Source organism: Pseudomonas sp. TE3-3-F2023, from assembly GCF_036784815.1.
Lineage (GTDB): Bacteria > Pseudomonadota > Gammaproteobacteria > Pseudomonadales > Pseudomonadaceae > Aquipseudomonas > Aquipseudomonas pudica.
Genome location: NZ_CP145113.1, coordinates 5,101,639 through 5,125,025, shown reverse-complemented (window position 1 = coordinate 5,125,025; position 23,387 = coordinate 5,101,639). Strand labels below are relative to the sequence as shown.

26 protein-coding genes are annotated in these 23,387 nt (G+C 63.8%); 16 read left to right on the top strand and 10 right to left on the bottom strand.

The window, feature by feature from the left end; all coding sequences use genetic code 11:
• Positions 1-103: 103 nt before the first annotated feature.
• A complete protein-coding gene (locus V3314_RS23500; RefSeq protein ID WP_046616474.1) occupies positions 104-340 on the bottom strand; it encodes a YdcH family protein in 237 nt (78 codons plus the stop codon).
• A 116-nt stretch (positions 341-456) separates the two neighbouring features.
• Here V3314_RS23500 and V3314_RS23495 point away from each other — a divergent pair, with 116 nt between their 5' ends.
• From V3314_RS23495 to V3314_RS23475, 5 genes are all read left to right on the top strand, one after another.
• Positions 457-822 carry a 5-carboxymethyl-2-hydroxymuconate Delta-isomerase gene (locus V3314_RS23495; RefSeq protein ID WP_046616473.1) on the top strand — a complete coding sequence of 122 codons (366 nt, stop codon included), beginning with the start codon at positions 457-459 and terminating at the stop codon, positions 820-822.
• 165 nt (positions 823-987) lie between these two features.
• A complete protein-coding gene (locus V3314_RS23490; protein ID WP_338459700.1) occupies positions 988-2,625 on the top strand; it encodes a phosphoethanolamine--lipid A transferase in 1,638 nt (545 codons plus the stop codon).
• Positions 2,626-2,900: 275 nt separating this feature from the next.
• On the top strand, positions 2,901-4,034 hold the full coding sequence (gene rnd / locus V3314_RS23485; RefSeq protein ID WP_338459699.1) for a ribonuclease D: 1,134 nt from the start codon (positions 2,901-2,903) through the stop codon (positions 4,032-4,034).
• Positions 4,031-4,324, top strand: a complete 294-nt coding sequence (locus V3314_RS23480) for a YcgL domain-containing protein (RefSeq protein ID WP_046616470.1) — start codon at positions 4,031-4,033, stop codon at positions 4,322-4,324. Before rnd ends, V3314_RS23480 begins: the two co-directional genes overlap by 4 nt.
• Positions 4,325-4,326: 2 nt before the next feature.
• Positions 4,327-5,259, top strand: a complete 933-nt coding sequence (locus V3314_RS23475) for a D-2-hydroxyacid dehydrogenase (RefSeq protein WP_046616469.1) — start codon at positions 4,327-4,329, stop codon at positions 5,257-5,259.
• A gap of 188 nt (positions 5,260-5,447) precedes the next feature.
• Here the strand turns inward: V3314_RS23475 and V3314_RS23470 are convergent, their stop codons facing one another.
• A complete protein-coding gene (locus V3314_RS23470) occupies positions 5,448-6,041 on the bottom strand; it encodes a nitroreductase family protein (protein WP_046616468.1) in 594 nt (197 codons plus the stop codon).
• Between the two features lie 144 nt (positions 6,042-6,185).
• On the opposite strand from V3314_RS23470, the gene V3314_RS23465 reads away from it, so the two are divergent.
• Positions 6,186-6,635: a YcgN family cysteine cluster protein gene (locus tag V3314_RS23465; RefSeq protein WP_338459698.1), complete on the top strand. Its 450-nt coding sequence runs from the start codon at positions 6,186-6,188 to the stop codon at positions 6,633-6,635.
• A 41-nt stretch (positions 6,636-6,676) separates the two neighbouring features.
• The gene (locus V3314_RS23460) at positions 6,677-7,885 is read left to right on the top strand and encodes a hypothetical protein (RefSeq protein WP_338459697.1); all 1,209 of its coding nucleotides are present in this window, start codon (positions 6,677-6,679) and stop codon (positions 7,883-7,885) included.
• A 240-nt stretch (positions 7,886-8,125) separates the two neighbouring features.
• Here V3314_RS23460 and V3314_RS23455 read toward each other — a convergent pair whose 3' ends face one another.
• The 3 genes from V3314_RS23455 to V3314_RS23445 all read right to left on the bottom strand — a co-directional run bounded on the left by V3314_RS23455 (position 8,126) and on the right by V3314_RS23445 (position 9,440).
• Positions 8,126-8,464, bottom strand: coding sequence for a DUF2892 domain-containing protein (locus tag V3314_RS23455; RefSeq protein WP_046616465.1), 339 nt, complete (start codon positions 8,462-8,464; stop codon positions 8,126-8,128).
• 62 nt (positions 8,465-8,526) lie between these two features.
• Positions 8,527-8,997, bottom strand: a complete 471-nt coding sequence (locus tag V3314_RS23450; RefSeq protein ID WP_046616464.1) for an RNA methyltransferase — start codon at positions 8,995-8,997, stop codon at positions 8,527-8,529.
• 71 nt (positions 8,998-9,068) lie between these two features.
• Positions 9,069-9,440, bottom strand: coding sequence for a YajD family HNH nuclease (locus V3314_RS23445; protein WP_003259546.1), 372 nt, complete (start codon positions 9,438-9,440; stop codon positions 9,069-9,071).
• Positions 9,441-9,572: 132 nt separating this feature from the next.
• On the opposite strand from V3314_RS23445, the gene V3314_RS23440 reads away from it, so the two are divergent.
• Positions 9,573-9,851: a hypothetical protein gene (locus V3314_RS23440; protein ID WP_046616463.1), complete on the top strand. Its 279-nt coding sequence runs from the start codon at positions 9,573-9,575 to the stop codon at positions 9,849-9,851.
• A gap of 141 nt (positions 9,852-9,992) precedes the next feature.
• Here the strand turns inward: V3314_RS23440 and V3314_RS23435 are convergent, their stop codons facing one another.
• The gene (locus V3314_RS23435; protein WP_338459696.1) at positions 9,993-12,035 is read right to left on the bottom strand and encodes a S9 family peptidase; all 2,043 of its coding nucleotides are present in this window, start codon (positions 12,033-12,035) and stop codon (positions 9,993-9,995) included.
• Positions 12,036-12,172: 137 nt separating this feature from the next.
• Between V3314_RS23435 and V3314_RS23430 the strand changes: the two genes are divergently transcribed.
• From V3314_RS23430 to V3314_RS23420, 3 genes are read left to right on the top strand one after another with little or no spacing between them, the layout of a single operon-like run.
• On the top strand, positions 12,173-12,679 hold the full coding sequence (locus V3314_RS23430; protein WP_338459695.1) for an MFS transporter: 507 nt from the start codon (positions 12,173-12,175) through the stop codon (positions 12,677-12,679).
• Positions 12,680-12,691: 12 nt separating this feature from the next.
• A complete protein-coding gene (locus V3314_RS23425; protein ID WP_013973756.1) occupies positions 12,692-13,465 on the top strand; it encodes a class II glutamine amidotransferase in 774 nt (257 codons plus the stop codon).
• A gap of 9 nt (positions 13,466-13,474) precedes the next feature.
• Positions 13,475-13,996 carry a DUF2937 family protein gene (locus tag V3314_RS23420; protein ID WP_085601777.1) on the top strand — a complete coding sequence of 174 codons (522 nt, stop codon included), beginning with the start codon at positions 13,475-13,477 and terminating at the stop codon, positions 13,994-13,996.
• A 134-nt stretch (positions 13,997-14,130) separates the two neighbouring features.
• Here the strand turns inward: V3314_RS23420 and V3314_RS23415 are convergent, their stop codons facing one another.
• On the bottom strand, positions 14,131-15,042 hold the full coding sequence (locus V3314_RS23415) for a LysR family transcriptional regulator (RefSeq protein ID WP_015271343.1): 912 nt from the start codon (positions 15,040-15,042) through the stop codon (positions 14,131-14,133).
• Between the two features lie 128 nt (positions 15,043-15,170).
• Here V3314_RS23415 and V3314_RS23410 point away from each other — a divergent pair, with 128 nt between their 5' ends.
• Genes V3314_RS23410 through V3314_RS23395 form a run of 4 tightly spaced genes read left to right on the top strand, consistent with a single transcriptional unit; the run spans position 15,171 to position 18,843 of the window.
• Positions 15,171-16,457, top strand: coding sequence for an MFS transporter (locus tag V3314_RS23410; protein ID WP_338459694.1), 1,287 nt, complete (start codon positions 15,171-15,173; stop codon positions 16,455-16,457).
• Positions 16,458-16,466: 9 nt separating this feature from the next.
• A complete protein-coding gene (locus V3314_RS23405) occupies positions 16,467-17,246 on the top strand; it encodes a 5-oxoprolinase subunit PxpA (protein WP_338459693.1) in 780 nt (259 codons plus the stop codon).
• Entirely contained in the window at positions 17,243-17,929 is a 687-nt protein-coding gene (pxpB, locus tag V3314_RS23400) for a 5-oxoprolinase subunit PxpB (RefSeq protein ID WP_153671629.1), read from the top strand. The genes V3314_RS23405 and pxpB overlap by 4 nt, the downstream gene beginning before the upstream one ends.
• Entirely contained in the window at positions 17,926-18,843 is a 918-nt protein-coding gene (locus tag V3314_RS23395; protein ID WP_338459692.1) for a biotin-dependent carboxyltransferase family protein, read from the top strand. Before pxpB ends, V3314_RS23395 begins: the two co-directional genes overlap by 4 nt.
• Positions 18,844-18,895: 52 nt before the next feature.
• Here V3314_RS23395 and V3314_RS23390 read toward each other — a convergent pair whose 3' ends face one another.
• From V3314_RS23390 to V3314_RS23380, 3 genes are all read right to left on the bottom strand, one after another.
• Positions 18,896-20,074: a VWA domain-containing protein gene (locus V3314_RS23390; protein ID WP_013973749.1), complete on the bottom strand. Its 1,179-nt coding sequence runs from the start codon at positions 20,072-20,074 to the stop codon at positions 18,896-18,898.
• 13 nt (positions 20,075-20,087) lie between these two features.
• Entirely contained in the window at positions 20,088-20,933 is an 846-nt protein-coding gene (locus tag V3314_RS23385; RefSeq protein WP_013973748.1) for a MoxR family ATPase, read from the bottom strand.
• A 227-nt stretch (positions 20,934-21,160) separates the two neighbouring features.
• Positions 21,161-22,228, bottom strand: coding sequence for a DUF748 domain-containing protein (locus V3314_RS23380; protein WP_046616456.1), 1,068 nt, complete (start codon positions 22,226-22,228; stop codon positions 21,161-21,163).
• Between the two features lie 134 nt (positions 22,229-22,362).
• On the opposite strand from V3314_RS23380, the gene cysK reads away from it, so the two are divergent.
• Entirely contained in the window at positions 22,363-23,337 is a 975-nt protein-coding gene (gene cysK / locus V3314_RS23375; protein WP_274079912.1) for a cysteine synthase A, read from the top strand.
• Positions 23,338-23,387: the final 50 nt, after the last annotated feature.

The window sequence follows — 23,387 nt, the reverse complement described above, 5'->3', positions numbered from 1 at the left end:
GGTAAACCCGCTCCCGCAGGAACTCGGCTGCTTTCAGGTCTGGCACTGTACCTGTGGGAGCGAGTTCATCCGCGAAGAGGCCGGTGGATTCAATGAATTCCTGTCAGGATTTGGGCGGATGAATGATCCGTTCGATCTTGTCCTTGATCAGCAACCGTTCCTTGCGCAGACGGTTGACGGCCTCGTCGTTGGTGCCGTTGGCTTCGGCGGCCACCACCTCTTTGTCTTTTGCGTTGTATTCCTTGTGCAGTGAGTGCAGCGTCTGGTCCTTGTCCATGAGCGCCTGGAATGCATCAGCGGTAACGTGCAGGTCAGCGAGCAGATCATGCGGAACTGGCATTTCTTCACCTCTGTCGGGGGTTGGCGGATGGTTCTGACCTTTGAGGATAGTCGTCTTTGCGCAGGTAGGGGACTGGGGTAGGCTGTCGCATCTCCCCCGTGACCCGGAACTGCGCCATGCCTCACCTGAACCTGGAATACAGCGACAACCTGCGCGAGCTGAACGTCGATACCCTGCTGCTGCGCCTGAACCATGCCCTGGTCGGCAGTGGCCAGTTCGCCGACGAGGCCGACATCAAGAGCCGCGCCGAAGCCTTCAAGCACTATCGCGTGGGCACCGCGCCCGGCGAGCGTGCCTTTGCCCATGTGCGCCTGGCCATCCTCAGCGGGCGCTCGCCCGAGGTGAAGAAGCAACTGTCCGCCAGCCTGCTGGATGTATTGCGTGAGGCCATCCCCAAGCAGCCTGGGCTGGACATCCAGCTGTGCGTGGAAGTGCTGGACATCGACCGCGAGCCGTACGCCAAGGAACGCCTGCCACGCTGAACAAGCGCTGAATGAACTTCTTTTAATGTATAAAAGGCGCCTGCTCACGAATTTGTTGGCGTCTTTTTCACAAAATATTGATGGCACGCTTTCTAGAGTTCAGCCAAGTTTCCCCGGTGCCGCGCAGGCCCTCGGGCTGATAATCACTCTTGATTGCGAACACTGATGCTCAACTTAAAATCCCTGCGGACTGAATGGGTCACGCTGCTGGCCAGCCTTTACCTGCTGATAGGCTTCAATGTCTTCCTCTGGCAGCATCTCGAACAGGTCGTGCCGCCCGGTTTACCGGGGCTTTGGCTGAGCCTGGCGTTTGCCGTGCTGATGCTGTTCGCGTTCAACCTGATTCTCACGTTGTTCGCCTTCCGTTATATATTGAAGCCAATACTTATCGTGTTGTTCATGAGTGGCGCGGGCGTGGCTTACTTCATGAACCAGTACGGCGTACTTATTGACGCGGGCATGTTCCGCAATATTGCGGAAACCAACGTGGCGGAAGTGCGTGACCTGCTTTCGTTAAAGTTTGCCTTGTATATCCTGGGCCTCGGTGTAGTGCCTTCGCTGCTGTTGTGGAAGGCGCCGATCGCCTATCGCGCCTGGCACCGTGAACTGCTCGGCAAGCTGGTGGTTGGCGGTGCCTGCGTGGTGGCCCTGGGCTCGGTGGCACTGGTCAACTACCAGGGCCTGTCGTCGCTGTTTCGCAACCACCACGAACTGCGCCTGATGCTCACCCCCAGCAATATCGTGGGGGCCTCCATCGGTTATGTCAGCGAGCGCGTCGGTACCGCATCACACCCCTTCCAGCATTATGGCGAAGATGCCAAGCGAGATGCCGCCTGGCAAAAGCATGAACGCAAGTCGCTGACCGTGCTCGTGGTGGGTGAAAGTGCGCGGGCAGACCACTTCGGCGTGCTTGGCTACAACCGCGACACCACACCGAACCTTGCAAGGGAACAGGGCCTGCTGGCGTTCTCCGATGTGCACTCCTGCGGCACGGAAACCGCCGTCTCGGTGCCGTGCATGTTCTCTGGCATGAAGCGCAAGGACTACGATGCCCGGGTGGCGAAGAACCGCGAAGGGTTGCTGGACATCCTCCAGCGTGTCGGCCTGGCGGTGCAGTGGCGTGACAACCAGTCAGGCTGCAAGGGCACCTGCGACCGTGTGCAGTTCATTGATGTCAGCAACCTCAAGGACCCGCAGTCGTGCGCTGATGGTGAATGCCATGACCAGATCCTGCTGCAGGGCCTGGGTGAGCTGATCGACAACCTCGACAAGGACACCGTGCTGGTGCTGCACCAGATGGGCAGCCACGGGCCTGAGTACTTCAAGCGCTACCCCGGCGCCGACCAGCGTTTTGCCCCGGTGTGCCAGAGCAACGCGCTGGACCAGTGCAGCGAGCAGGAAATCGTCAACGGCTACGACAACACCCTGGCCTATACCGACAAGGTACTGGCGTCGCTGATCGACACCCTGCGCAGCAAGCAGGACAAGGTCGACACGGCGATGATCTACCTGTCCGACCACGGCGAGTCGCTGGGTGAATACAACCTGTTCTTGCACGGCACGCCCTACGCCATTGCCCCCGAGCAGCAGAAGCACGTGCCGCTGCTGACCTGGTTCTCCGACAGCTACAAGGAAGACTTCGGCGTCGACACCGACTGCCTGGCCAAGCTCAGCGATGCACCGCTGTCGCAAGACAACCTGTTCCACTCGATGCTCGGCCTGTTGCAGGTGCACACCGAGGTCTACCAGCAGTCGCTGGACATGTTCGCCAGCTGCCGGCCGTGGCTGGCAGCCAAGCGCTGAGGCAAAGCGCATTCAAAAACCGCTAGCTTGCGCGGTCTTTGTGGGAGCGGGCATGCCCGCGAAGCAGGCGACGCGGTGGATGGCACGGGCTTCGCCCGTGTTCGCGGGCATGCCCGCTCCCACTGGGATCGCGAAGCTTGCGGATTTTGCGCACGAGAGTTGCTGCTGCCTGAACACGCACAACAGCACCACTGATCGATATCAAGGATGGCGCAGGTTTCACCAGCAGTGCCCGCGCCGTATATACTGCGCGCCAATGTTAGTGGGAGAGCCTCGTGGCCATCGAAATACACTGGATCCGTGACGACCAGAGCCTGGCCGAACACTGCGGCGACTGGCACCAGCTGCCCTTCGTCGCCGTCGACACCGAATTCATGCGGGTCGACACCTTCTACCCGAAAGCCGGGCTGATCCAGATCGGCGATGGCCAGCGTGCCTTCCTGATCGACCCGTTGCTGATCGGCAATTGGCAACCGCTGGCCGAACTGCTGGATGACAGCGGCGTGGTCAAGGTGCTGCACGCCTGCAGCGAAGACCTCGAAGTGCTGCTGCGCCTGACCGGCAAGCTGCCACAGCCGCTGTTCGATACCCAGCTGGCCGCCGGTTACCTGAACCTGGGCTTCTCCATGGGCTATTCGCGCCTGGTGCAGGAAGTACTGGGTATCGACCTGCCCAAGGGCGAAACCCGTTCCGACTGGCTGCAGCGCCCGCTCTCGGAAACCCAGGTCAGCTATGCCGCCGAGGATGCCGTGCACCTGGCAGAACTGTTCATCGTGTTGCGCCCGCGCCTGAGTGACGACAAGTACGCCTGGGTGCTGGAAGACGGCGCCGAACTGGTGGCCGCATTGCGCCGCGAAGTCGAGCCCGAAAGCCTGTACCGCGACGTCAAGCTGGCCTGGAAGCTGACCCCCCAGCAACTGGCAGTGCTGCGTGAGCTGTGCGCCTGGCGCGAGCGTGAAGCGCGCAACCGCGACGTGCCGCGCAACCGCATTCTCAAGGAGCACTCGCTGTGGCCCATGGCCAAGAGCCAGCCGAGCAACCTGTCGGCGCTGGCCAAGATCGACGAGATGCATCCGCGCACCATTCGTCAGGACGGTGAGTTCCTCATCGAGCTGATCAAGCGTGCCGCCAGCCTGCCAGCCGAGCAATGGCCCCAGGCCTTGCCCGAACCTTTGCCGATCGAGGCGGCCGGCATCCTCAAGCAGCTGCGTGCCATCGGCCAGGCCGAAGGTGAGCGCCTGGGCATTGCCCCCGAGCTGATGCTGCGCAAGAAAGCCCTGGAAGCGCTGCTCAAGAGCGGCTACCCCAATGGCCCCTATCAATTGCCCGATTCGCTGCGCGGCTGGCGCCGTGAGCGCATGGGCCAGGCCCTGCTGGACAGCCTGGCAGGCGCCGGAGAGACCCGATGAAACGCATTTGCTCTATCTACAAGAGCCCCCGCAAGAACGAAATGTACCTGTACGTGCTCAAGGCCGACGGCCTTGGGCGCGTACCTGAAGGCCTGCTGCCGTTCTTCGGCACCCCCATGCATGCCTTCGACCTGGTGCTTACCCCCGAGCGCAAGCTGGCCCGCGAGGACATCGCCAAGGTGCTGGAAAACCTCGACAACCAGGGTTACCACCTGCAGATGCCGCCGCCGGAAGACGACTACATCGAGCACCTGCCCGAAGAGTTGCTGCGCCGTAACGACCCTGCCTGATCATGCGAGTACTGATTGCTGAGCATGATCATGCTCGATACGCCGAGATTTTGCGCGCAGCCGCGCCAGAGCTGGAAATCCTGACCAGCGGCGACTCCGCCGAACTGGCCCGCCAGGCGCCTCAGTGCCCGGTGTGGCTGGGCCAGCCGGACCTGCTGGCAAGCCTGCTGCGCCAGGGCCACAAACCGGGCTGGATGCAGTCCACCTGGGCCGGTATCACCCCGCTGCTGGCCGAAGGCCTGCCGCGCGACTATCGCCTGACCCGTGCCGTGGGCATCTTTGGCCAGGTGATGGCCGAGTACATGCTCACCTACATGCTCGGCCATGAGCGCGAGGTGCTATCGCGCCTGGTCAGCCAGGTCGAGCGGCGTTGGGATGACCGCCCGGGGCGTACCCTGGAAGGGCGCAAAGTGCTGATCGTCGGCACTGGCGACATTGGCCAGCGGGTGGCCGAGTTCCTGCAGGCGTTTGGCGTGGTGCTGTATGGCGTTGCCAGCAGCGCCCGCGAGCAGGCGCCGTTCGTCGAGGTTGGGGCGCTGGCCGACCTGCCGCGCATGGTTGGGCAGGTCGACTACGTGCTCAACCTGTTGCCGGATACCCCGGCCACCCACGACCTGTATGACGCGGCACTGTTCAAGTGCTTCCAGCCAACGGCGCTGTTCATCAATGCCGGGCGTGGGGCGGCGGTGGTTGACGCTGACCTGGTCGAGGCGCTGAAGGAAGGGCACCTGGCGGGGGCCGTGATCGATGTCTGCCGGCAGGAGCCGTTGCCCAGGCAACACCCGTTCTGGACGGCCTGGGGCTTGCTGCTGACCGGGCACAGCTCGGCGCCCACCTCGCCGGCGGCGATGGTGCGGTTGTTTGTCGAGAATATGCGGGCGTATGTGGCGGGGCAGGGGTTGCGAGGTGAAGTGGACTTCGCCCGGGGCTATTGATTTTGTAGTACCTGTGCTGGCCTTTTCGCGGCTAAACCCGCTCCCACAGGATCTCCACTACCCTCAGGTCCTGTGGGAGGCTGGTGTTGGCTGTGCTGACACAGGATCAGCACAGGCCCCATGGGGCAGTGGAGATCCCTGTGGGGGCGGGTTTACCCGCGAAGAGGCCGGTACGGCCAATGCAAGGCTTATAGGCTGAAATCACCCTCGGCAGCCAGCTCGCTCAGTGGCTTGCGGGGGCTCGGTACTTCACGCGCCTGCAGCGCTTCGTTCAGGCTGGCCTTGTCGCCCAGCTTGCCGATCGCAACCATGGCATGCAGCACGTACCCCTCAGGAACCTTCAACTCCTGACGCGCCAGTTCCTGGTCGAAACCGGCCATGCCATGAGTATGCCAGCCGCTGATGCTGGCTTGCAGGGCCAGGTGCCCCCAGGCAGAGCCGGTGTCGAAGGTATGCCATAGCGCCGGTCTTTCTTCCGTGGCGCCCGGGGCGGCGTAGGTGGTCTTTGAAATCACCAGCACCAGCGCCGAAGCCTGTTGCGCCCAGCTGCGGTTGGCCGGCACCAGCAGGTTCAGGTAACGCTCCCAGTTCGGCGTGTCACGGCGGGCATAGAGGAAGCGCCAAGGTTGCGAGTTGTTCGCCGACGGCGCCCAGCGTGCAGCTTCGAGGAAACTCAGCAGGGTTTCTTCGCTGATCGGCTCGGCGGTGAAGGCACGTGGCGACCAGCGGTTGATGAACTGCTCGTTGATGGCGTAATCGGCAACGCGGGGGGTGGCGCTCATGGCGGCTCCTGCAAAAGGACGGGAAACGCGCACGCTACTGCGTCGCGTCGCGACTGACAAGCGGTCTGGCTTTGCCGAAGGCCAGGCTCTAGACTGGCGCCGCCGCGCGCCGTGGCCCCAAGATGAATGCAGGAAACCCGTGTGATGATCGCTGAAAACGCACCGTTCTGGCGGCGCAAGACCCTCGAACAACTCAGCCCGCAAGAGTGGGAGTCGCTGTGCGACGGCTGCGGCCTGTGCTGCCTGCAAAAGCTCGAGGACGAGGACGACAACAGCGTCTATTACACGCGCATCGCCTGCAAACTGCTGGATCTGCACACCTGCCAGTGCAGCGATTACCCCAACCGCTTCGTCCAGGTACCTGACTGCATCCAGCTCACCCCGGGCAAGGCCGACCAGTTCAAGTGGCTGCCGAGCACCTGCGGCTACCGTCTGGTCAGCGAGGGCAAGGACCTGCCGGCCTGGCACCACCTGGTCTGCGGCGATCGCCAACAGGTCCATGAACAGCGCATTTCCCAGTCGGGGCGCATGCTCAGTGAACATGAAGTGCACGAAGACGACTGGGAAGACCACCTGATCTTCCGCGCCAGCTGACCGGCGCGGCCCGCTGCCATGGGGAAACAAGGAGTTTCTGTATGCGTTGCCAGCTGTTGTTGCTGTTAGGCCTGATGGCCAGCTCGCCCGCCTGGGCGAAAAAGGTCGACCTCGACTACCAGGTGCGCCTGTTGCCAGCCAGTGGCCAGGCGGAGGTCCGCCTCACCTTGGCCGAAGGCAGTGCCGTGCGCAGCCTGGACTTCGACCTGGGCAAGGCCGGGGCCTACAGCGGCTTCCAGGCTGATGGCCAATGGCAACTGCAGGGCCAGCGCGGCGTGTGGCAACCGGCGGCCGGCAAGACCAGCCTCAGCTACCGCGTGCAGCTGGACCAGAAACGCGCCAGCGGCGCCTATTCGTCGCGCATCACCCCGCATTGGGCGCTGTTCCTCGGCGACCAGCTGGTACCACCTGCACGGCTCGACCAGCAGGATGGCACCGAGCTGGTGGCGCGTCTGGCGTTCGACCTGCCCGAGGGCTGGAAGAGCATCGAGACCTCCTGGCCGCGCATCGGCAAGGACAAGTTCCGCATCGACAACGTTTCGCGCCTGTTCGACCGCCCCACCGGCTGGATGCTCGCCGGCGACCTGGGCAGCCGCCGCGCCCGCCTTGGCGAAACCGAGGTGACCGTGGCCGCACCGGTGGGGCAGGGTATGCGGCGCATGGACAACCTGACCTTGCTGACCTTTGTCTGGCCGCAATTGCAGGCGGTGTTCCCGCGCAACCCGCCGAAGCTGCTGTTGGTCGGTGCCCGCGACGGCATGTGGCGCGGGGCGATGGCCGCGCAGGGCTCGTTGTACCTGCACAGTGCCCGGCCGATGGTCAGCGAGAATGGCAGCAGCCCACTGCTGCGCGAAGTGGTGCAACTGTTTGCGCAGATCCATGGGCGTGATGGCAGTGACTGGCTGGTGGAAAGCCTGACTGACTACTACGCCAGCGAGTTGCTGCGCCGTTCGGGCGGGGTGAGTGATGACCGTTACCAGGCCTGGCAGGCGCGCCTGAGCAAGCAGGGCGCCAAGGTCACCCGCCTCAAAGGCGAGCATGCCACCCCGGCGCAGGTGGCGCGCGGGGTGATGCTGCTGCAGGCGCTGGACAAGGAAATCCGCATCCACACCCAGGCCAAACGCTCGCTGGACGATGTTGCCCGCGGGCTGATGCGTCTGCCCACCGTCAGCACCGAAGACTTCATACAGATCAGTGAAAACGTACTGGGACGGCGCTCCGAGGTGTTGCAGAGCAAGGCGTTGCGCTGAGCACCTCTTTCGCCCGTACCGGCCTCTTCGCGGGTGAACCCGCTCCCACAGGTTTATTGTTGCCCTGTAGGAGCAGCCTTGTGCTGCGAAGAGGCAACTACAGCCACAGACCCTCTTTGATCATACTGGCCCTTTCGCAGCACAAGGCTGCTCCTACAGGTAATGTGCTGCCCTCAAGACGGTGCCGTCCCTGTGGGAGCGGGTTTACCCGCGAAAAGGGCCGGCACAGGCAGTGCAAAATCAATTGGCCAATGGATCCTTCCCGGTCACCGTCACCCCCCGCGTCGCTGCGTCGGCACTCGCCTTCAATGCCTCCAGCTCCGCCGCGCTGCGCTCGATGTCCGAACGCAAGCGGTGATATTCCTGCCGATGCCGCTGCCACCAGGCCTTGGTTGCACAGTGCCCGCTGAAGCCTCGAGCCAGTGCCAGGCCGCCCACTGCGATCTGCAACAACCCGACCAGGCCGCCGTGGCGCAGCCCCTTGCTGACCATCAGCGCGCCGCCAGCCAGCGAACTGGCGCGCTCCAGGCCATGAACGTTCTTGTCCTGCGATGTCGCTGCCGAATGGATATCAAGCATGGCAAGGTCTCCGTCTGAAGTGTATGCAGGTGACCTGTTGGCCACCGTCATCGTTCAGTCGGCTATTTGAACTTGGGCCCCGAACGGGTATTCAGCCCCTTGGCCATGCGGTCATACAGCACCACATTCACCGTCGCTGCCAGGTTCATGCAGCCCTCGGTCGGAATGTAAATGGTCTCTTCGCACCACGCCCGCACATCGGCACCGAGGCTGCCGTCTTCCGGCCCGAAGATATAGATGGCCCGGTCCGGGTGGGTGTACTCCGGTAATGGCCGCGCACCTTCCACCAACTCCACTGCCACCGGCGTGCAGCCAAGCGGGATGATGCGCTGCAGGTCGTCGATGCCGATCAGTGGGATGTCGTAGTGCACGCGCTTGGTGTCGGTGACGAAGTCACGGGCACGCTCGTAGCGTTTGCCGGTGTAGAACACCGAATTGACGCCGTAGCAACCCGCGGCGCGCATCACCGAGCCGACATTTTCTGCCGACTTGGGGTTGAACAGACCGATGCAGCTGTATCGTTTGTTTGCCACGTACCGGGGCCCTTCGCGAAAAAAGCGCGATTATACGGGCTGCCCGGTAGCAGCGGGGGGCGAATCGATGGTCAGTCTTTCTTCAGCATGCCCGCCAGCCCGGCGAACGGGTTGTGGGTGGCCTTGGCAATGCTCGGGGTGCTGGTGGAGCCTTCGCTGAAGTACTGCTGGTCGGTGTAGCGCGAGTGCTCGTTGTCGTGGCAGTACAGGCACAGCAACTCCCAGTTTGAGCCGTCCTGCGGGTTGTTGTCGTGGTTGTGGTCGCGGTGGTGCACGGTCAGCTCGCTCAGGCGCTTGCCAGAGAATTCGCGGGCGCAGCGGCCGCATACGTGCGGATACATTTTCAGGGCCTTGTCGCGGTAGCCCATTTCCTTGTCGCGCTTGGCATCGGCCAGGATGCGGTCCAGGCGCGCGGTGGCGGCGGCGGAAGAGGTGGAGCTCATGGTGTTTCCTTTGTTCTGATCTGGCAAATGACGGTTATGCCACTGAGTCTAGCGCGCTTGCGGGGCAGGCGGACAGGCGAAAGCTGTGATTTAGGCGTAGCCTGTAGGAAGGTTCCCGACAGGAGGTTGCTGATGTTTCGCGCGATCCTCGCTGCGCTGTTGTTGGCCGGCCTGCCCATGGCCGAAGCTGCCAGCACGCCACCCCGGTTGAGCACGCCGGTGCCCGGTGCACCGGGTACGCCGACGCCTACGCCATATCCGCAGATTACCCCGAGTACGCCGCCCAAGGCTTATGACAGCCAGCCGGGGGCGCCCCTGTTGCCACCGATGCCGGTGCCCGGGCCGCCGAAGGACCAGCCATTGCCGGGGTTGCGGCAGGACCCGCCGAAGCAGCCGGTGCAGGATGATTGACTGAGTGGGCCGTGTTGGCTGTGGGATTTTGGGGCTGCTTTGCAGCCCATCGCGACACAAGGCCGCTCCTACAGGTGATTGCGTTACCCCTGTAGGAGCGGCCTTGTGTCGCGAAAGGGGCGCAAAGCGCCCCCGGCTCTCTCAAGCCAGACCTAGCTCGCCGAACACGAACGCGTACTCAAGGGCCACATCCTTGAGCCCCTGATACCGCCCGCTCATCCCGCCATGCCCAGCCCCCATCTCGGTCTTGAGCAGCAGCAGGTTGTCGTCGGTCTTGCGCGTGCGCAGCCGCGCCACCCATTTGGCCGCTTCCCAGTACTGCACGCGGCTGTCGTTGTAGCCCGCCACCACAAGCATCGCCGGGTAGGCCTGTGCCTTCACGTTCTCGTACGGTGCGTAGGCCTTGATCCGCTCATACACCTCAGGCTCCTCAGGGTTGCCCCATTCGTCGTACTCGGTCACGGTCAGCGGCAGCTCGGGGTCGAGCATGGTGTTGAGCACATCTACGAACGGCACTTCGGCAATCGCACAGCGGAACAGCTCGGGGCGAAGGTTGAGCACCGTGCCGATCAGCAGGCCACCGGCGCTGCCGCCACTGATGGCCAGGCGGTCGGCAGCCGTTACACCCTCGGCGATCAGGTGCTCGGCACAGGCGATGAAATCGCTGAAAGTGTTGTGCTTGTGCTCCTGCTTGCCGGCGCGGTACCAGGCTTCGCCCAGTTCGCCGCCGCCACGCACATGAGCGATGGCAAAGGCCACGCCGCGCTCCAGCAGGCTCAGGCGCGCGTGCGAAAACCACGGGTCGAGGCTTTCGCCATAGGCGCCGTAGCCATACAGGTAAAGCGGCACGGTCTGGCCCAGGTCCTGGCGGCGGCGCACCAGGCTGATCGGCACCCGGGTGCCGTCCGCTGCCGTGGCCCAAAGGCGCTCGCTGACATAGTCATCTGCATCGAACGGCCCCAGCACCGGGGTTTGCTTGAGCACCGCCTGGGCACCACTGGCCAGCTCCAGCTGGCGTACCTGGGCCGGGCGGTTGAGTGCTTCGTAGCGCAGGCGCAGGCATGGGCTGGCGAACTCCAGGCTGTCCTGCACGTAAAGGCTGTAGGCCGCGTCGGGCAGTTCGACGCGGTAGGCCGCCAGGCCCTGTGGGCGCACCTCGATGATCGGCAGGCCGCCTTCGCGCAGGCTCAGGGTCAGCGCGCCGGCATTCAGGCTCAGGCCTTCGAGCATGATCGCGTCGCGGTGCGCTACCAGCACCTGCCATTGCTCCCGGCTGGGCACTGGTGCGACCGGGGCGTGGTACAGGGCGAAGTTGATGCCGTCCTGGTTGGTGCGAATGAACCAGCGCCACTGGCCGTCGAGCTGGCCGTGGTCGGGGAAATATTCGTGACCTTCGACGCGTGGCGCCAGGCAGGTGAACGGAGCCTGCGGGGTCTCCGCGTCCAGCACCCAGGCTTCGCTGGTGGTCTTGCTGTTGAGCAGCAGCACCAGCTGGCGTTCGGAACTGGTGCGGTAGCAGTGCAGGAAGAAGCGCCCGTCGGGCTCCTCGAACACGGTCTGCGCGCCTTCGTTGCCCAGGGTGTGGCGACGCAGGCGCCATGGGCGATGGGTGTCGTCCAGTTCGGCGAAGAACAGGGTCTGGCTGTCGTTGGCCCAGGTCAGGCTGCCATCACAATCGTCGAAGGGCAGGGTAGTGACGCTGCCGCTGGCCAGGTCCTTCACATACAGGGTGAAGATTTCGTCGCCGCTGGTGTCCAGGCTATAGGCCAGCAGGCGGTGGTCGGGGCTGACGTTGAACGCGCCGAGGGACAGGAAACCGCCATTGGCCAGGGCGTTGGGGTCGAGCAGCAGTTGCTCCTGGCTTTCATCGACCGTGTTGGAGTCGTCGGCCGGGCGCGGGCAGCGGTAGTGGCGCGGGTACTCGTCGCCCGCGGTGGTACGGGTGTAGTACAGGTAGGGGCCCCAGGGCGTCGGCAGCGACAGGTCGGTTTCCAGGATGCGGCCCTTGATCTCTTCGAACAGTTGTTCGCGCAGTGGCGCCTGGTTGGCCAGGCAGGCTTCCTGGTAGGCGTTCTCGGCTTGCAGGTAGGCAAGCACCTCGGGGGTGTCACGCTGTTGCATCCAGGCGTACGGGTCGCTGGCCTGGGCCTGGTGGGCAATCGGGGGTTGGGGCTTGGTTGGCATTGAGGATCTCTTGATTGGGGTTGCCGTGCCGGCCTCTTCGCGGGTAAACCCGCTAAGAGGCCGGGACAGGCAAACACTGTCTGCGCCCGGAAAAGTGTTTATCATAGGCATCTCTTTGCCTGGCTTGCACGAACACCATGACCGAGAACGACTACACCCTCGCCTGGGGCCTATATGCCGTTGCCGCCCTGGGCTGCCTGATGGTGGGCTTCAAGCTCACCAACTGGATGTGGCGCTGGCTGCGCGAACCGCTGCGAGTGGTGCTGGCAGTGCTGCTGCTGACCCCGACCATCGTCGACCCGGTCAAGGACAGTTTCGCCCCGGCCATTGCCATCACCGCCCTTGATGTCGCCTTCAAGGTTGGCAACAACGCCTGGCGCGCAGTGTCCGACTTCGCCATGTACGGCATGGGGGCCTTTTCCCTGTATTTCCTTTTCGTACTGGTGCGCTTGCCGCTGGAAAAGCGCGCCCGCGAGCGCCGCGCGCGGGCGGAGGCCGCTACCCAGCGCCAGGCTGCCGAAGATGACCAGCTCGGCGCCCAGGCACCCTTGGCCGCCGAGCGCCGCGACCGTTACCGTGACGCGCCACCTCCAGCCGCCTCTGCCACCCTCCGTGGCGGCGGCCGGGTCGAGCCCCGTCTGTAAGCGGAGACATCTATGTGCGAACTGCTGGGCATGAGTGCCAACGTCCCTACCGACATCGTCTTCAGCTTCACCGGCCTGATGCAGCGCGGTGGCCGCACCGGCCCGCACCGTGACGGCTGGGGCATCGGCTTCTACGAAGGCCGTGGCCTGCGCCTGTTCCAGGACCCGGCCGCGAGCAGCGAGTCGGAAGTGGCCAACCTGGTGCAGCGCTACCCGATCAAGAGTGAAGTGGTCATCGGCCATATCCGCCAGGCCAACGTCGGCAAGGTATGCCTGTCCAACACCCACCCCTTCGTGCGGGAAATGTGGGGCCGCAACTGGTGCTTCGCGCACAACGGCCAGCTGGGCGACTTCAAGGGCCAGGCCAGTTTCTACCGGCCTGTGGGCGACACCGACAGCGAGGCGGCCTTCTGTGACCTGCTCAACCGCATCCGCAGCGCCTTCCCAGAGCCTGTGCCCGTGGAACAGCTGCTGCCGGTGCTGGTCGAAGCCTGTGCCGGCTACCGTGGCCAGGGCGTGTTCAACTGCATGCTCAGCGACGGCGACTGGCTGTTCTGCTTCTGTTCGACCAAGCTGGTGCACATTACCCGCCGGGCACCCTTTGGTGCGGCGCGCTTGAAGGATGTCGACCTGATCGTCGATTTTCACACCGAAACCACCCCTAACGACGTGGTCACGGTGATCGCCACCGAGGCCTTGACCGAGAACGAGACCTGGCAGCGCTACGAGCCGGGTCAGTGGGCCCTGTGGCGGCACGGCGAGTGCGTGGCGCACGGCCAGAGCTAAGGACGCGGCATGTTCAGAAGTTACCTGCGGTTGCTGCTGTTCACCTTCGGCCTGCTGGCCGGTATCCAGGTCCCGGGGCTGGTGAAGGACTACAGCCAGCGGGTCGAGGCGCACCTGTTCGAGTCACGCGAAGCGCTCGACGGCTTCCGGCAGACCGCCGAACGCTTCTTCAATGGCGACCTGCAGGCGCTGCTGCGGCATTACCGCAGCAGCGACGACCCGGTGTTCAACAGTGATGCCAACAGCATCGAAAGCCTGATGATCCGCAACGAACTGCTGGAAAACGAATGGCAGGCGCTGCAAGCGCCATGGGCGCAGCGTACCTGGCACGTGCTGGTGCAGGCCGACCCGCAGTTGCGCGAAGAAACCCTCAATGGCTACAGCTACCAGATCCTGCTGGCGCCCGAGGCGGTTGCCTGGGGGCTTGGTGCAGGTTTTGTGCTGGCCTTCGTGGTCGAAAGCCTGTTGCTGGGGATTGGCTGGGTGATCCTGGGCGGGCGGCGCGGGGCGGTGAAAGAGAGCTGGCGCTGATCTTTGCTGTGCCTGTGGCGGCCTTTTCGCGGGTGAACCCGCTCCCACAGGTACTGCGCAGCCCTCAAGACCTGTGGTGACTCTGTGGGAGCGGGTTCACCCGCGAAGAGGCCGGCAAAGGCAAAGAAAATCTGTCAGACCAACACAATCCGTTGCCCACCCACATCCCGCGCATACCTCTCCAGCACCTGCCGGCATACCCCGACCACTTCATCCACCAACGCCACCCCGGTCTGCCAGGCCACCACCAACTCCAGGCTCGGCGGCGGTTGCAGCCCCTGCAGCAACACCAGCTCACCCCGGCTCAACTCGGCATCCACCAGCGCCGGCGGCAACGCCCCAATGCCAAACCCGTCGCGCAACAGCCGGGTAATCGCCGCCACCGAGTTCACGCAGTTCAGCCGCGGCGTTTCGGCCCCGGCACTCAACAGCAGGCTCAGCACTTCCTGGTGCGGCCGCGAGTTCTTCGAGAAGGTGATGATGCGTTCCCGCCCAAGCTCGGCCAGCGAAGCGTAGTCGCGGTGCTGGTGCGAGCCGGCGGCCACCACCCAACCCATCGGGTAGCGCGCCAGGTCCAGGCTGCGGATCGACTGCTCGCGCAGCAGGTCGGTCTGCAAGATCACGTCGAGAAAGCCCTTCTGCAATTGCTCCCGAAGGTTCAGTGCAGTGTCGGCCACCAGTTCGATCTCCACCTGCGGGTACCGCTCGGTCAGCTCCGCCACCAGTGCGCTCATCCAGGTGTGGATCACCGTGTCCATCACCCCGATACGGATGCGTCCGACCTTGGCCCGGTCGCTGTCCAGCGACTGTTTCATGGCCTTGGCGGTTTCCAGCATGCGCTCGGCATATTCCAGTACCTTGCCGCCTTCCGGGGTCAGGCTGACGCCGCGTGAATCGCGCAGCAGCAGCTTCACGCCCAGGTCGGCCTCCAGCGCGGCAATACGGCTGGACACCGAGGCCTGGGTGGTGAACAGCTTTTCCGCGGTCAGGCGGAAACTCTTTAGCCGGGCGACCCAGACGAAGGTTTCGAGGAAGCGAAGGTTCATGATCAGTTTTTCTTGTTCCAGACCGGCGGTTTTTCTCGTTGGACGCAAACGGCGCGGCCTCTGAACAATGGCAGCCAGGCCGCGACTCATTGTCGCCCATAAAACAATACCAACAAGCCGAGGCAAGCATGAACCCCACCGGCGTGCAGCAGCAGGTCAGCTCCCCATCTTCGTCCGGGCCCTTCGCCTGGTATCGCGACATCGACTCACAGCAGCGCCGGACGTTCTGGAGCTGCAAGATCGGCTACGGCCTGGACGGCATGGACACGCAGATGCTCAGCTTCGTCATTCCGACGCTGATCATGCTGTGGGGCATCACCACCACCGAAGCCGGGTTGATCCACACCAGCACCTTGATCGCCTCGGCCGTGGGTGGCTGGGTGGCCGGCATTCTCTCCGACCGCATTGGCCGCGTGCGCACCCTGCAACTGACGGTGTTGTGGTTTGCCTTCTTCACCTTCCTCTGCGGCTTTGCACAGAACTACGAACAGCTGCTGATCGCCCGTACCCTGATGGGCTTCGGCTTTGGCGGTGAGTGGACCGCCGGCGCGGTCCTGATCGGCGAGGTGATCCGCGCCCAGGACCGTGGCAAGGCGGTGGGCATGGTGCAGTCCGGCTGGGCCCTTGGCTGGGGCCTTACCGCCATCCTTTATGCGCTGTTGTTCTCCTGGCTGCCGGCAGAGCAGGCCTGGCGCGCGCTGTTCCTGCTGGGCCTGGTACCGGCGATCTTCGTGATCTTCGTCCGCCGCCTGGTCAAGGACCCCGAGGTATACCGCGAGGCCAAGGCGGTGGAAAACGCCGAGGCGCCTGCGCAGTTCTATGAAATCTTTGCCCCAGGCATGCTCTGGACCACCGTGCGTGCGTCCCTGCTGACCACTGGCGCACTGGGCGGCTACTACGCCATTACTTCGTGGCTGCCGACCTTCCTCAAGAACGAGCGCGGCCTGAGCGTGCTGGGTACCGGTGGCTACCTGGCCATGGTGATCGTCGGCTCCTACGTCGGCTATGTGGTCAGTGCGTACCTGTCTGACCTGCTGGGGCGCAAGAAGAACTTCATCCTGTTCGCCGTGGGCTCGTTCGTCATCGTGCTGCTGTACACGCAAATGCAGGTCAGTGACGGCGTGATGCTGTGGCTGGGCTTCCCGCTGGGCTTCTTCGCCTCGGGCATCTTCAGCGGCATGGGCGCGTTCCTCACCGAACTGTTCCCCACGCGTATCCGCGGTTCGGGGCAGGGCTTCTGCTACAACATCGGCAAGGTCATCGCGGCACTGTTCCCGCTGCTGATCGGCGTGCTCGGCCAGAAGGTACCGCTGGGCCTGGGTATCGGCGTGTTCTCTGCCGTGTCCTACGGGGTGGTGATCTTGGCGGCGCTGAGCCTGCCGGAAACCCGCGGCAAACAGCTGCAGGCGCGTTAAGGTAGGCATATGAACAACGACAACGGAGGCCATGCGGTGGAACGCCTGCTACTCAATTGCGACATGGGCGAGAGTTTCGGCAGCTGGCGCATGGGCCTGGATGCCGAAGTCATGCCCTACATCGATTGCGCCAACATCGCCTGCGGCTACCACGCCGGCGACCCCGGCATCATGCGCCGTACCGTGGCCCTGGCGCTGGAGCACGGCGTGACCATCGGCGCGCACCCGGCCTACCCGGACCTGGTCGGCTTCGGCCGCCGTTCCATGGCCTGCAGCCCGGAGGAAATACGCGACCTGTTGCACTATCAGATCGGTGCGCTGGAAGGCATCTGCAAAGTGTTGGGCGGCCGTGTGGCCTACGTGAAACCCCATGGCGCGCTGTACAACGACATGATGGCCGACCCGCTCAAGCTGCGTACCGTACTGGAGGCTGTGGCGGCCTATGGCGGCGGCCTGCCGCTGATGCTGATGGCCACCGCCGACAACCGCGCCGCCCAGGCCCTGGGCGATGAAATCGGCGTGCCGCTGTGGTTCGAAGCATTCGCCGACCGCGCCTACACCGCCAGCGGGCACCTGGTGTCGCGGCGCCTGCCCGGTGCGGTGCACCACGACCCGGCGCTGGTTGTGGAGCAGGCCGTGCGCCTGGCCCGTGGCGACACGCTGGTGGCGGACGATGGCAGTGCACTGACGCTTGCAGCCAGCACCCTGTGCGTGCACGGCGACAATGACAGTTCGGTAGCGGCGGTGCGGCAGATTCGCCAGGCCCTCGATGCCCTGGAGTCGCGATGAAGCCGCGTATTGAAGTTGTGGCCATCGACAGCCTGATGGTGCGCCTGTTCGATTCCATCGACGAGGGCAACATGCCGTGGATGCTTGCCGCCAGCCAGCGTCTGCACGCGGCGTTCGGCGAGCACTTGCTGGACCTGGTGCCGTCCTATACCACGCTGATGGTGCAGTTCGACCTGCCACCAGGTGAGGCGAGGGCATTGATCATCCGTGCGCTGGAGGGCTTGCAGCCAGACACGGGCAGCGGTGGCCGCCGCCATGAGATCCCGGTGTGGTACGACGCCAGCGTCGGCCCGGAGCTGCCGGTGTTGGCGGCCCGCGGTGGCTTGAGTGAAGCAGAGGTGATCCGCTTGCACAGCGAGCGCGAGTACCCGGTGTTCGCGCTGGGTTTCGCCCCCGGTTTCGGCTTCATGGGCCTGGTGGACGAACGCCTGGCCAGCCCGCGCCTGAGCACCCCGCGCAAGCGCGTGGCGGCCGGCAGTGTCGGTATTGCCGAGCGCCAGACGGCGGCCTATCCGGCGGTATCGCCGGGTGGCTGGAACCTGATCGGGCGTACTCCGGTGCGCCTGTTCGACCGTGAACGCGAGGGCTATAGCCTGTTGCAACCCGGTGACCGGGTGCGCTTCGTGCCGGTTTCGCGCAGCGAGTTCGTGGCGTTGGGCGGTGATGTGGAGGCGCAGGCATGAAGCAGTTGAAGATCGAGGCCAGTACACCGCTGTGCCAGTTGCAAGATGCCGGGCGCTTTGGCGTACGCCACTTGGGCGTGACCCAGGGCGGGGCGCTGGACTGGGTGGCGATGCACTGGGCCAACTGGCTGCTGGGCAACCCGTTGACGGCGCCGGTGGTCGAGGTGGCGCTAGGTGGTTTCTGTGTGGTCGCAGAGCAGGATTGTATGCTGGCCCTGGCCGGTGCCGACCTGGATGCGCGGGTCGATGATCAGTCGCTGGCGCCCTGGTGCAGCTTTGCATTGGCCAAGGGGCAGCGGTTGACCCTGAAACAGCCCAAGCAAGGCGTGCGGGCATACCTGGCAGCACCTGGCGGGTTCCTGGGCGAGGCTGTGCTGGGCAGCCGTGCCACGGTCGTGCGGGAAGAACTGGGCGGTATCGATGGCCAGGGTTCTGCGCTCGGCAAAGGCCAGGTGCTGGCATTTGCCAGCGCTTCAGCGACCCTGCGTGAGGTACCGGCAGCGCTGCGGCCACGGTACGCACAAAAGCCAGTGCTTGACCTGGTGATAGGCGCACAGATCGGTGACTTCAGCGGTACCAGCCTGTTCGAGGCGTTCAACCGCGAGTGGACGCTGGACAGCCGTGCCGACCGCATGGGCATCCGCCTGCTGGGGCCGCAGCTGGTCTACCAGGGCGCGCCGATGATTTCCGAGGGGATTCCGCTGGGGGCGGTGCAGGTGCCGCCGGATGGGCAGCCGATCGTGTTGCTCAATGACCGGCAGACCATTGGCGGTTATCCGCGGCTGGGGGCATTGACGCCGTTGGCGCTGGCGCAACTGGCGCAGTGCATGCCGGGGGCTGTGGTGCGGTTCCGGGCGGTGGTGCAGGATGAGGCGTGGCGGGAGCAGCAGGTATACCTGGACCGTTGGCGTTGAGGCTGGCGGCCTCTTCGCGGGTTCACCCGCGAAAGGGCCGGCACTGGCAACATCACTTGGACAGGTAACGCATCCCTTCCTCCAACCCCTGCAAGGTCAGCGGGTACATCTTGTCCTCGATCAAGTCCCGCACCAGGTGGGTCGATGCGGTGTAGTCCCAGGCCTGCTTCGGGTACGGGTTGATCCAGATGATCTTCCTGAATTTCTCCATGAAACGCTGCATCCACACATAGCCGGCCTCTTCGTTCCAGTGCTCGACGCTGCCCCCCGGCTGGGTAATCTCGTAGGGCGCCATGGCCGCATCGCCGACGAACACAACCTTGTAGTCATCGCCGTACTTGTGCAGCAGGTCGAAGGTGGAATAGCGCTCCGAGGTGCGGCGCAGGTTGTTCTTCCAGACCGACTCGTACACGAAGTTGTGGAAGTAGTAGTACTCCAGGTGTTTGAACTCGGTCTTGCACGCCGAAAACAGTTCTTCGCAGACCTTGACGTGGGCGTCCATCGACCCACCGATGTCGAACAGCAACAGCAGCTTCACCGTATTGCGCCGCTCGGGGCGCATCTGGATGTTCAGCAGCCCGGCATCCCGCGCGGTGTGGTCGATGGTGCCGTCGATGTCCAGCTCTTCTGCGGCGCCTTCACGGGCGAACTTGCGCAGCCGGCGCAAAGCCAGCTTGATGTTGCGGGTGCCCAGCTCCACCTGGTCGTCCAGGTTCTTGTATTCGCGCTGGTCCCATACCTTTACCGCCTTGCCCTGGCGTTTGCCGGCCTCGCCCACGCGGATGCCCTCGGGGTTGAAGCCGCCCGAGCCGAACGGGCTGGTGCCGCCAGTGCCGATCCACTTGTTGCCGCCGGCGTGACGCTCCTTCTGCTCTTCGAGGCGCTTCTTGAACTCCTCGATCAGCTTGTCCAGGCCACCCAGCGACTGGATCTGCGCGCGCTCCTCATCGGTCAGCGAACGCTCGAACTCCTTGCGCAGCCAGTCTTCGGGGATCAATGCCTCGATATGCCGGTCGAGGTTTTCCAGGCCCTTGAAGTAAGCGGCGAAGGCGCGGTCGAACTTGTCGAAGTGGCGCTCGTCCTTCACCAGGATGGCGCGGGCGAGGTAGTAGAACTCGTCCATGTCGGCGAACACCACGCGCTTTTGCAGGGCCTGGTGCAGGTCCAGCAGTTCGCGTACCGACACCGGCACCTTGGCCGCGCGCATTTCATTGAACAGGTTGAGCAGCATGGCCCGGCTCCTGTCAGCGGTTGCCGCGCCGGCTCATGAAGGCCAGGCGCTCGAGCAGTTGTACGTCCTGCTCGTTCTTCACCAGCGCGCCGGCCAGCGGTGGAATGGCCTTGGTCGGGTCGCGTTCGCGCAGCACCGCTTCACCGATGTTGTCGGCCATCAGCAGCTTGAGCCAATCGACCAGTTCGGAGGTGGACGGCTTTTTCTTCAGGCCTGGTACCTTGCGCACGTCGAAGAACACGTCCAACGCCTCGCTGACCAGCGACTGGCTGATGTTCGGGTAGTGCACGTCGACGATCTGCTGCAGGGTAGTGCGGTCGGGGAAGGCGATGTAGTGGAAGAAGCAGCGGCGCAGGAAGGCGTCCGGCAGCTCCTTTTCGTTGTTGGAGGTGATGATGATGATCGGGCGCTGTCTGGCCTTGATGGTCTCGTCGATTTCGTAGACGTAGAACTCCATCTTGTCGAGTTCCTGCAGCAGGTCGTTGGGGAACTCGATGTCGGCCTTGTCGATTTCGTCGATCAGCAGGATGACCCGTTCCTCGGCCTCGAAGGCCTCCCACAGCTTGCCCTTCTTCAGGTAGTTGCGCACATCATGGACCTTGTCCACGCCCAGCTGCGAGTCACGCAGGCGGCTGACCGCGTCGTACTCGTAGAGGCCCTGGTGGGCCTTGGTGGTGGACTTGATGTGCCAGGTGATCAGGCGTGCACCGAACGAAGCTGCCAGCTGCTCGGCGAGCATGGTCTTGCCGGTGCCGGGTTCGCCCTTGACCAGCAAGGGGCGTTCGAGGGTGATGGCCGCGTTTACCGCCAGTTTCAGGTCGTCTGTGGCGACGTAGTCGCGGGTGCCTTCGAACTTCATGGGTCTGTCCTCTGCCGTATGCCTGTCAGGGCCTCTTCGCGGGCACGCCCGCTCCCACAGGGAATTGCACAAACTATGGATCTGTGGAGTACCTGTGGGAGCGGGCGTGCCCGCGAAGAGGTCCAACACCTGTTTACGATTTGTCACCGACTATAACGCGGGGTTCGTCGACTGGAAACGCAGACCAGGTATTCAGTCCCTGAATGCCCCGTCACGGCATTTTGGTCTCAATCCGGCGCGTCACGCTCATACCGCGCATTGAACGCCTGAATGAACCCGTTGCGCAGGATCTGCAGAAACGCCTCGAAGGCGCTGATATCCTGCTTGTGCACGCTACCGCTGAGCTCTACCCGGGTTGCGAACTGGTTCTTTGGCTGGTTCTTCAATACCGTCTCGGTCGCGCCCACCAGCGCTTCCCAGACTGAGCGGAAGAAGCCTTTGTCCTTTTCCTGCACATCCTGCTGCCAGTCGAACACATCCACATCCCGCAACAGTGGCTTGATGTACCCATTCAATCGGCCGTTGGTCGCCTCGGCCTCTATCACCACATCCCCGTGCCCGGCATTGAAGTCGAACTTGCCGTATGCGCTGGCGAAGTCGTTGAGCTTGCGCAACTCGATACCCGTGGCGCGCAGGCGGAACTCGAAGTCGTCGAAATCGCTGAACGGGTCGAAGGTGGCGCGACTTTCCACCTTGGCATCGCCTACGATCAGCGCCGTGCCATCAAAGCTGGCATCACGTCGGCCCTTTTCGTCACGGATGTTGGTGAGGTTGCGAATACTGGCATCGAGCTGAGTGGCCTTTAGGTTGACGGGTGGCTTGGAGTTGAAGTTGCGGAAAGTCAGCACGCCTTTGTCGATGCGAACCTCGTTGAGGGTGATCGGCAGCAGTTTTTCCAGTTGCTGGCGCCAGTCGGTGCCCTGGCCGGTCTGCGAGTTCTGTTTGTTGCCGCCATCGACGAAGTTGAGCTCCGGCCGGTCGAACACCACTTCGGCAACCACTGCGCGGTCGTACCACAAGGCGTGCCAGCTCACCGACAGGTCGATCAGCGGCGCGTCGAGAAACGGCACCGGCACCTTGCCGGTGGTCTTGACGATCTTCAGCCCATTGATCTGGTAAGCGCCGCGCCACCAGGCCAGGTCCACATCGGCCACCTGGCCACGGTAGTCGCCCATGTCGGCCAGTTTGTCGTTGAGGTAGTCGCGCACCAGATAGGGCAGGGCCAGGTGCAGCGCCACCAACAGCACGATCAGGCTGGCCAGGCCGATCAGCGGCCAGCGATAACGGGGTCTCATCGACGTGTCTCCAAGGCGGGATATGCGGTTGACCGCAAGGTGTCTGGCTGAGTTCGAACAGGCTTTACGGGCCCTCGGCCCGGGCTTACCCTTGAGGTCTTTCCCTGCTTTTTTTCATGCCAAGGACTCCTGCCATGAGCCGCATCTTTGCAGACAACGCCCACTCCATCGGTAACACGCCGCTGGTGCAGATCAACCGCATCGCCCCGCGCGGCGTGACCATCCTGGCCAAGATCGAAGGGCGCAACCCGGGCTATTCGGTCAAATGCCGCATCGGCGCGAACATGGTCTGGGACGCCGAAAGCAGCGGCAAGCTCAAGCCGGGCATGACCATCGTCGAACCGACCTCGGGCAACACCGGCATCGGCCTGGCGTTCGTCGCCGCCGCCCGTGGCTACAAGCTGATGCTGACCATGCCCGCCTCCATGAGCCTGGAGCGCCGGAAGGTGCTGAAGGCGTTGGGTGCCGAGTTGGTGCTGACCGACCCGGCCAAGGGCATGAAGGGCGCCATCGAGAAGGCCAACGAAATCGTCGCCTCCGACCCGGCCCGGTACTTCCTGCCGGGCCAGTTCGAAAACCCGGCCAACCCGGCGATCCACGAAAAAACCACCGGCCCGGAAATCTGGAACGACACAGACGGCGCGGTCGACGTGCTGGTGGCTGGCGTCGGCACCGGCGGCACCATCACTGGTGTTTCGCGCTACATCAAGCATACGCAGGGCAAGGCGATCCTGTCGGTAGCGGTGGAACCCGTGGCATCGCCGCTGATCAGCCAGACCCTGGCCGGCGAAGAGCTCAAGCCTAGCCCGCACAAGATCCAGGGCATCGGCGCCGGCTTCGTGCCGAAGAACCTCGACCTGTCGATTGTCGACCAGGTGGAAACGGTGACCGACGAAGAGTCCAAGGCCATGGCCATCCGCCTGATGCAGGAAGAGGGCATTCTCTGTGGCATTTCCTGTGGTGCGGCGATGGCGGCGGCCGTGCGCCTGGCCGAAAAGCCGGAAATGCAGGGCAAGACCATCGTCGTGATTCTGCCGGATTCCGGCGAGCGCTACCTGTCGAGCATGCTGTTCAGCGACATGTTCAGCGAGCAGGAAAACCAGCAATAATGGCCTTGCCGCTGATCCCGCGCAACGTTCGGCGGCTTGGTTTATTGCAA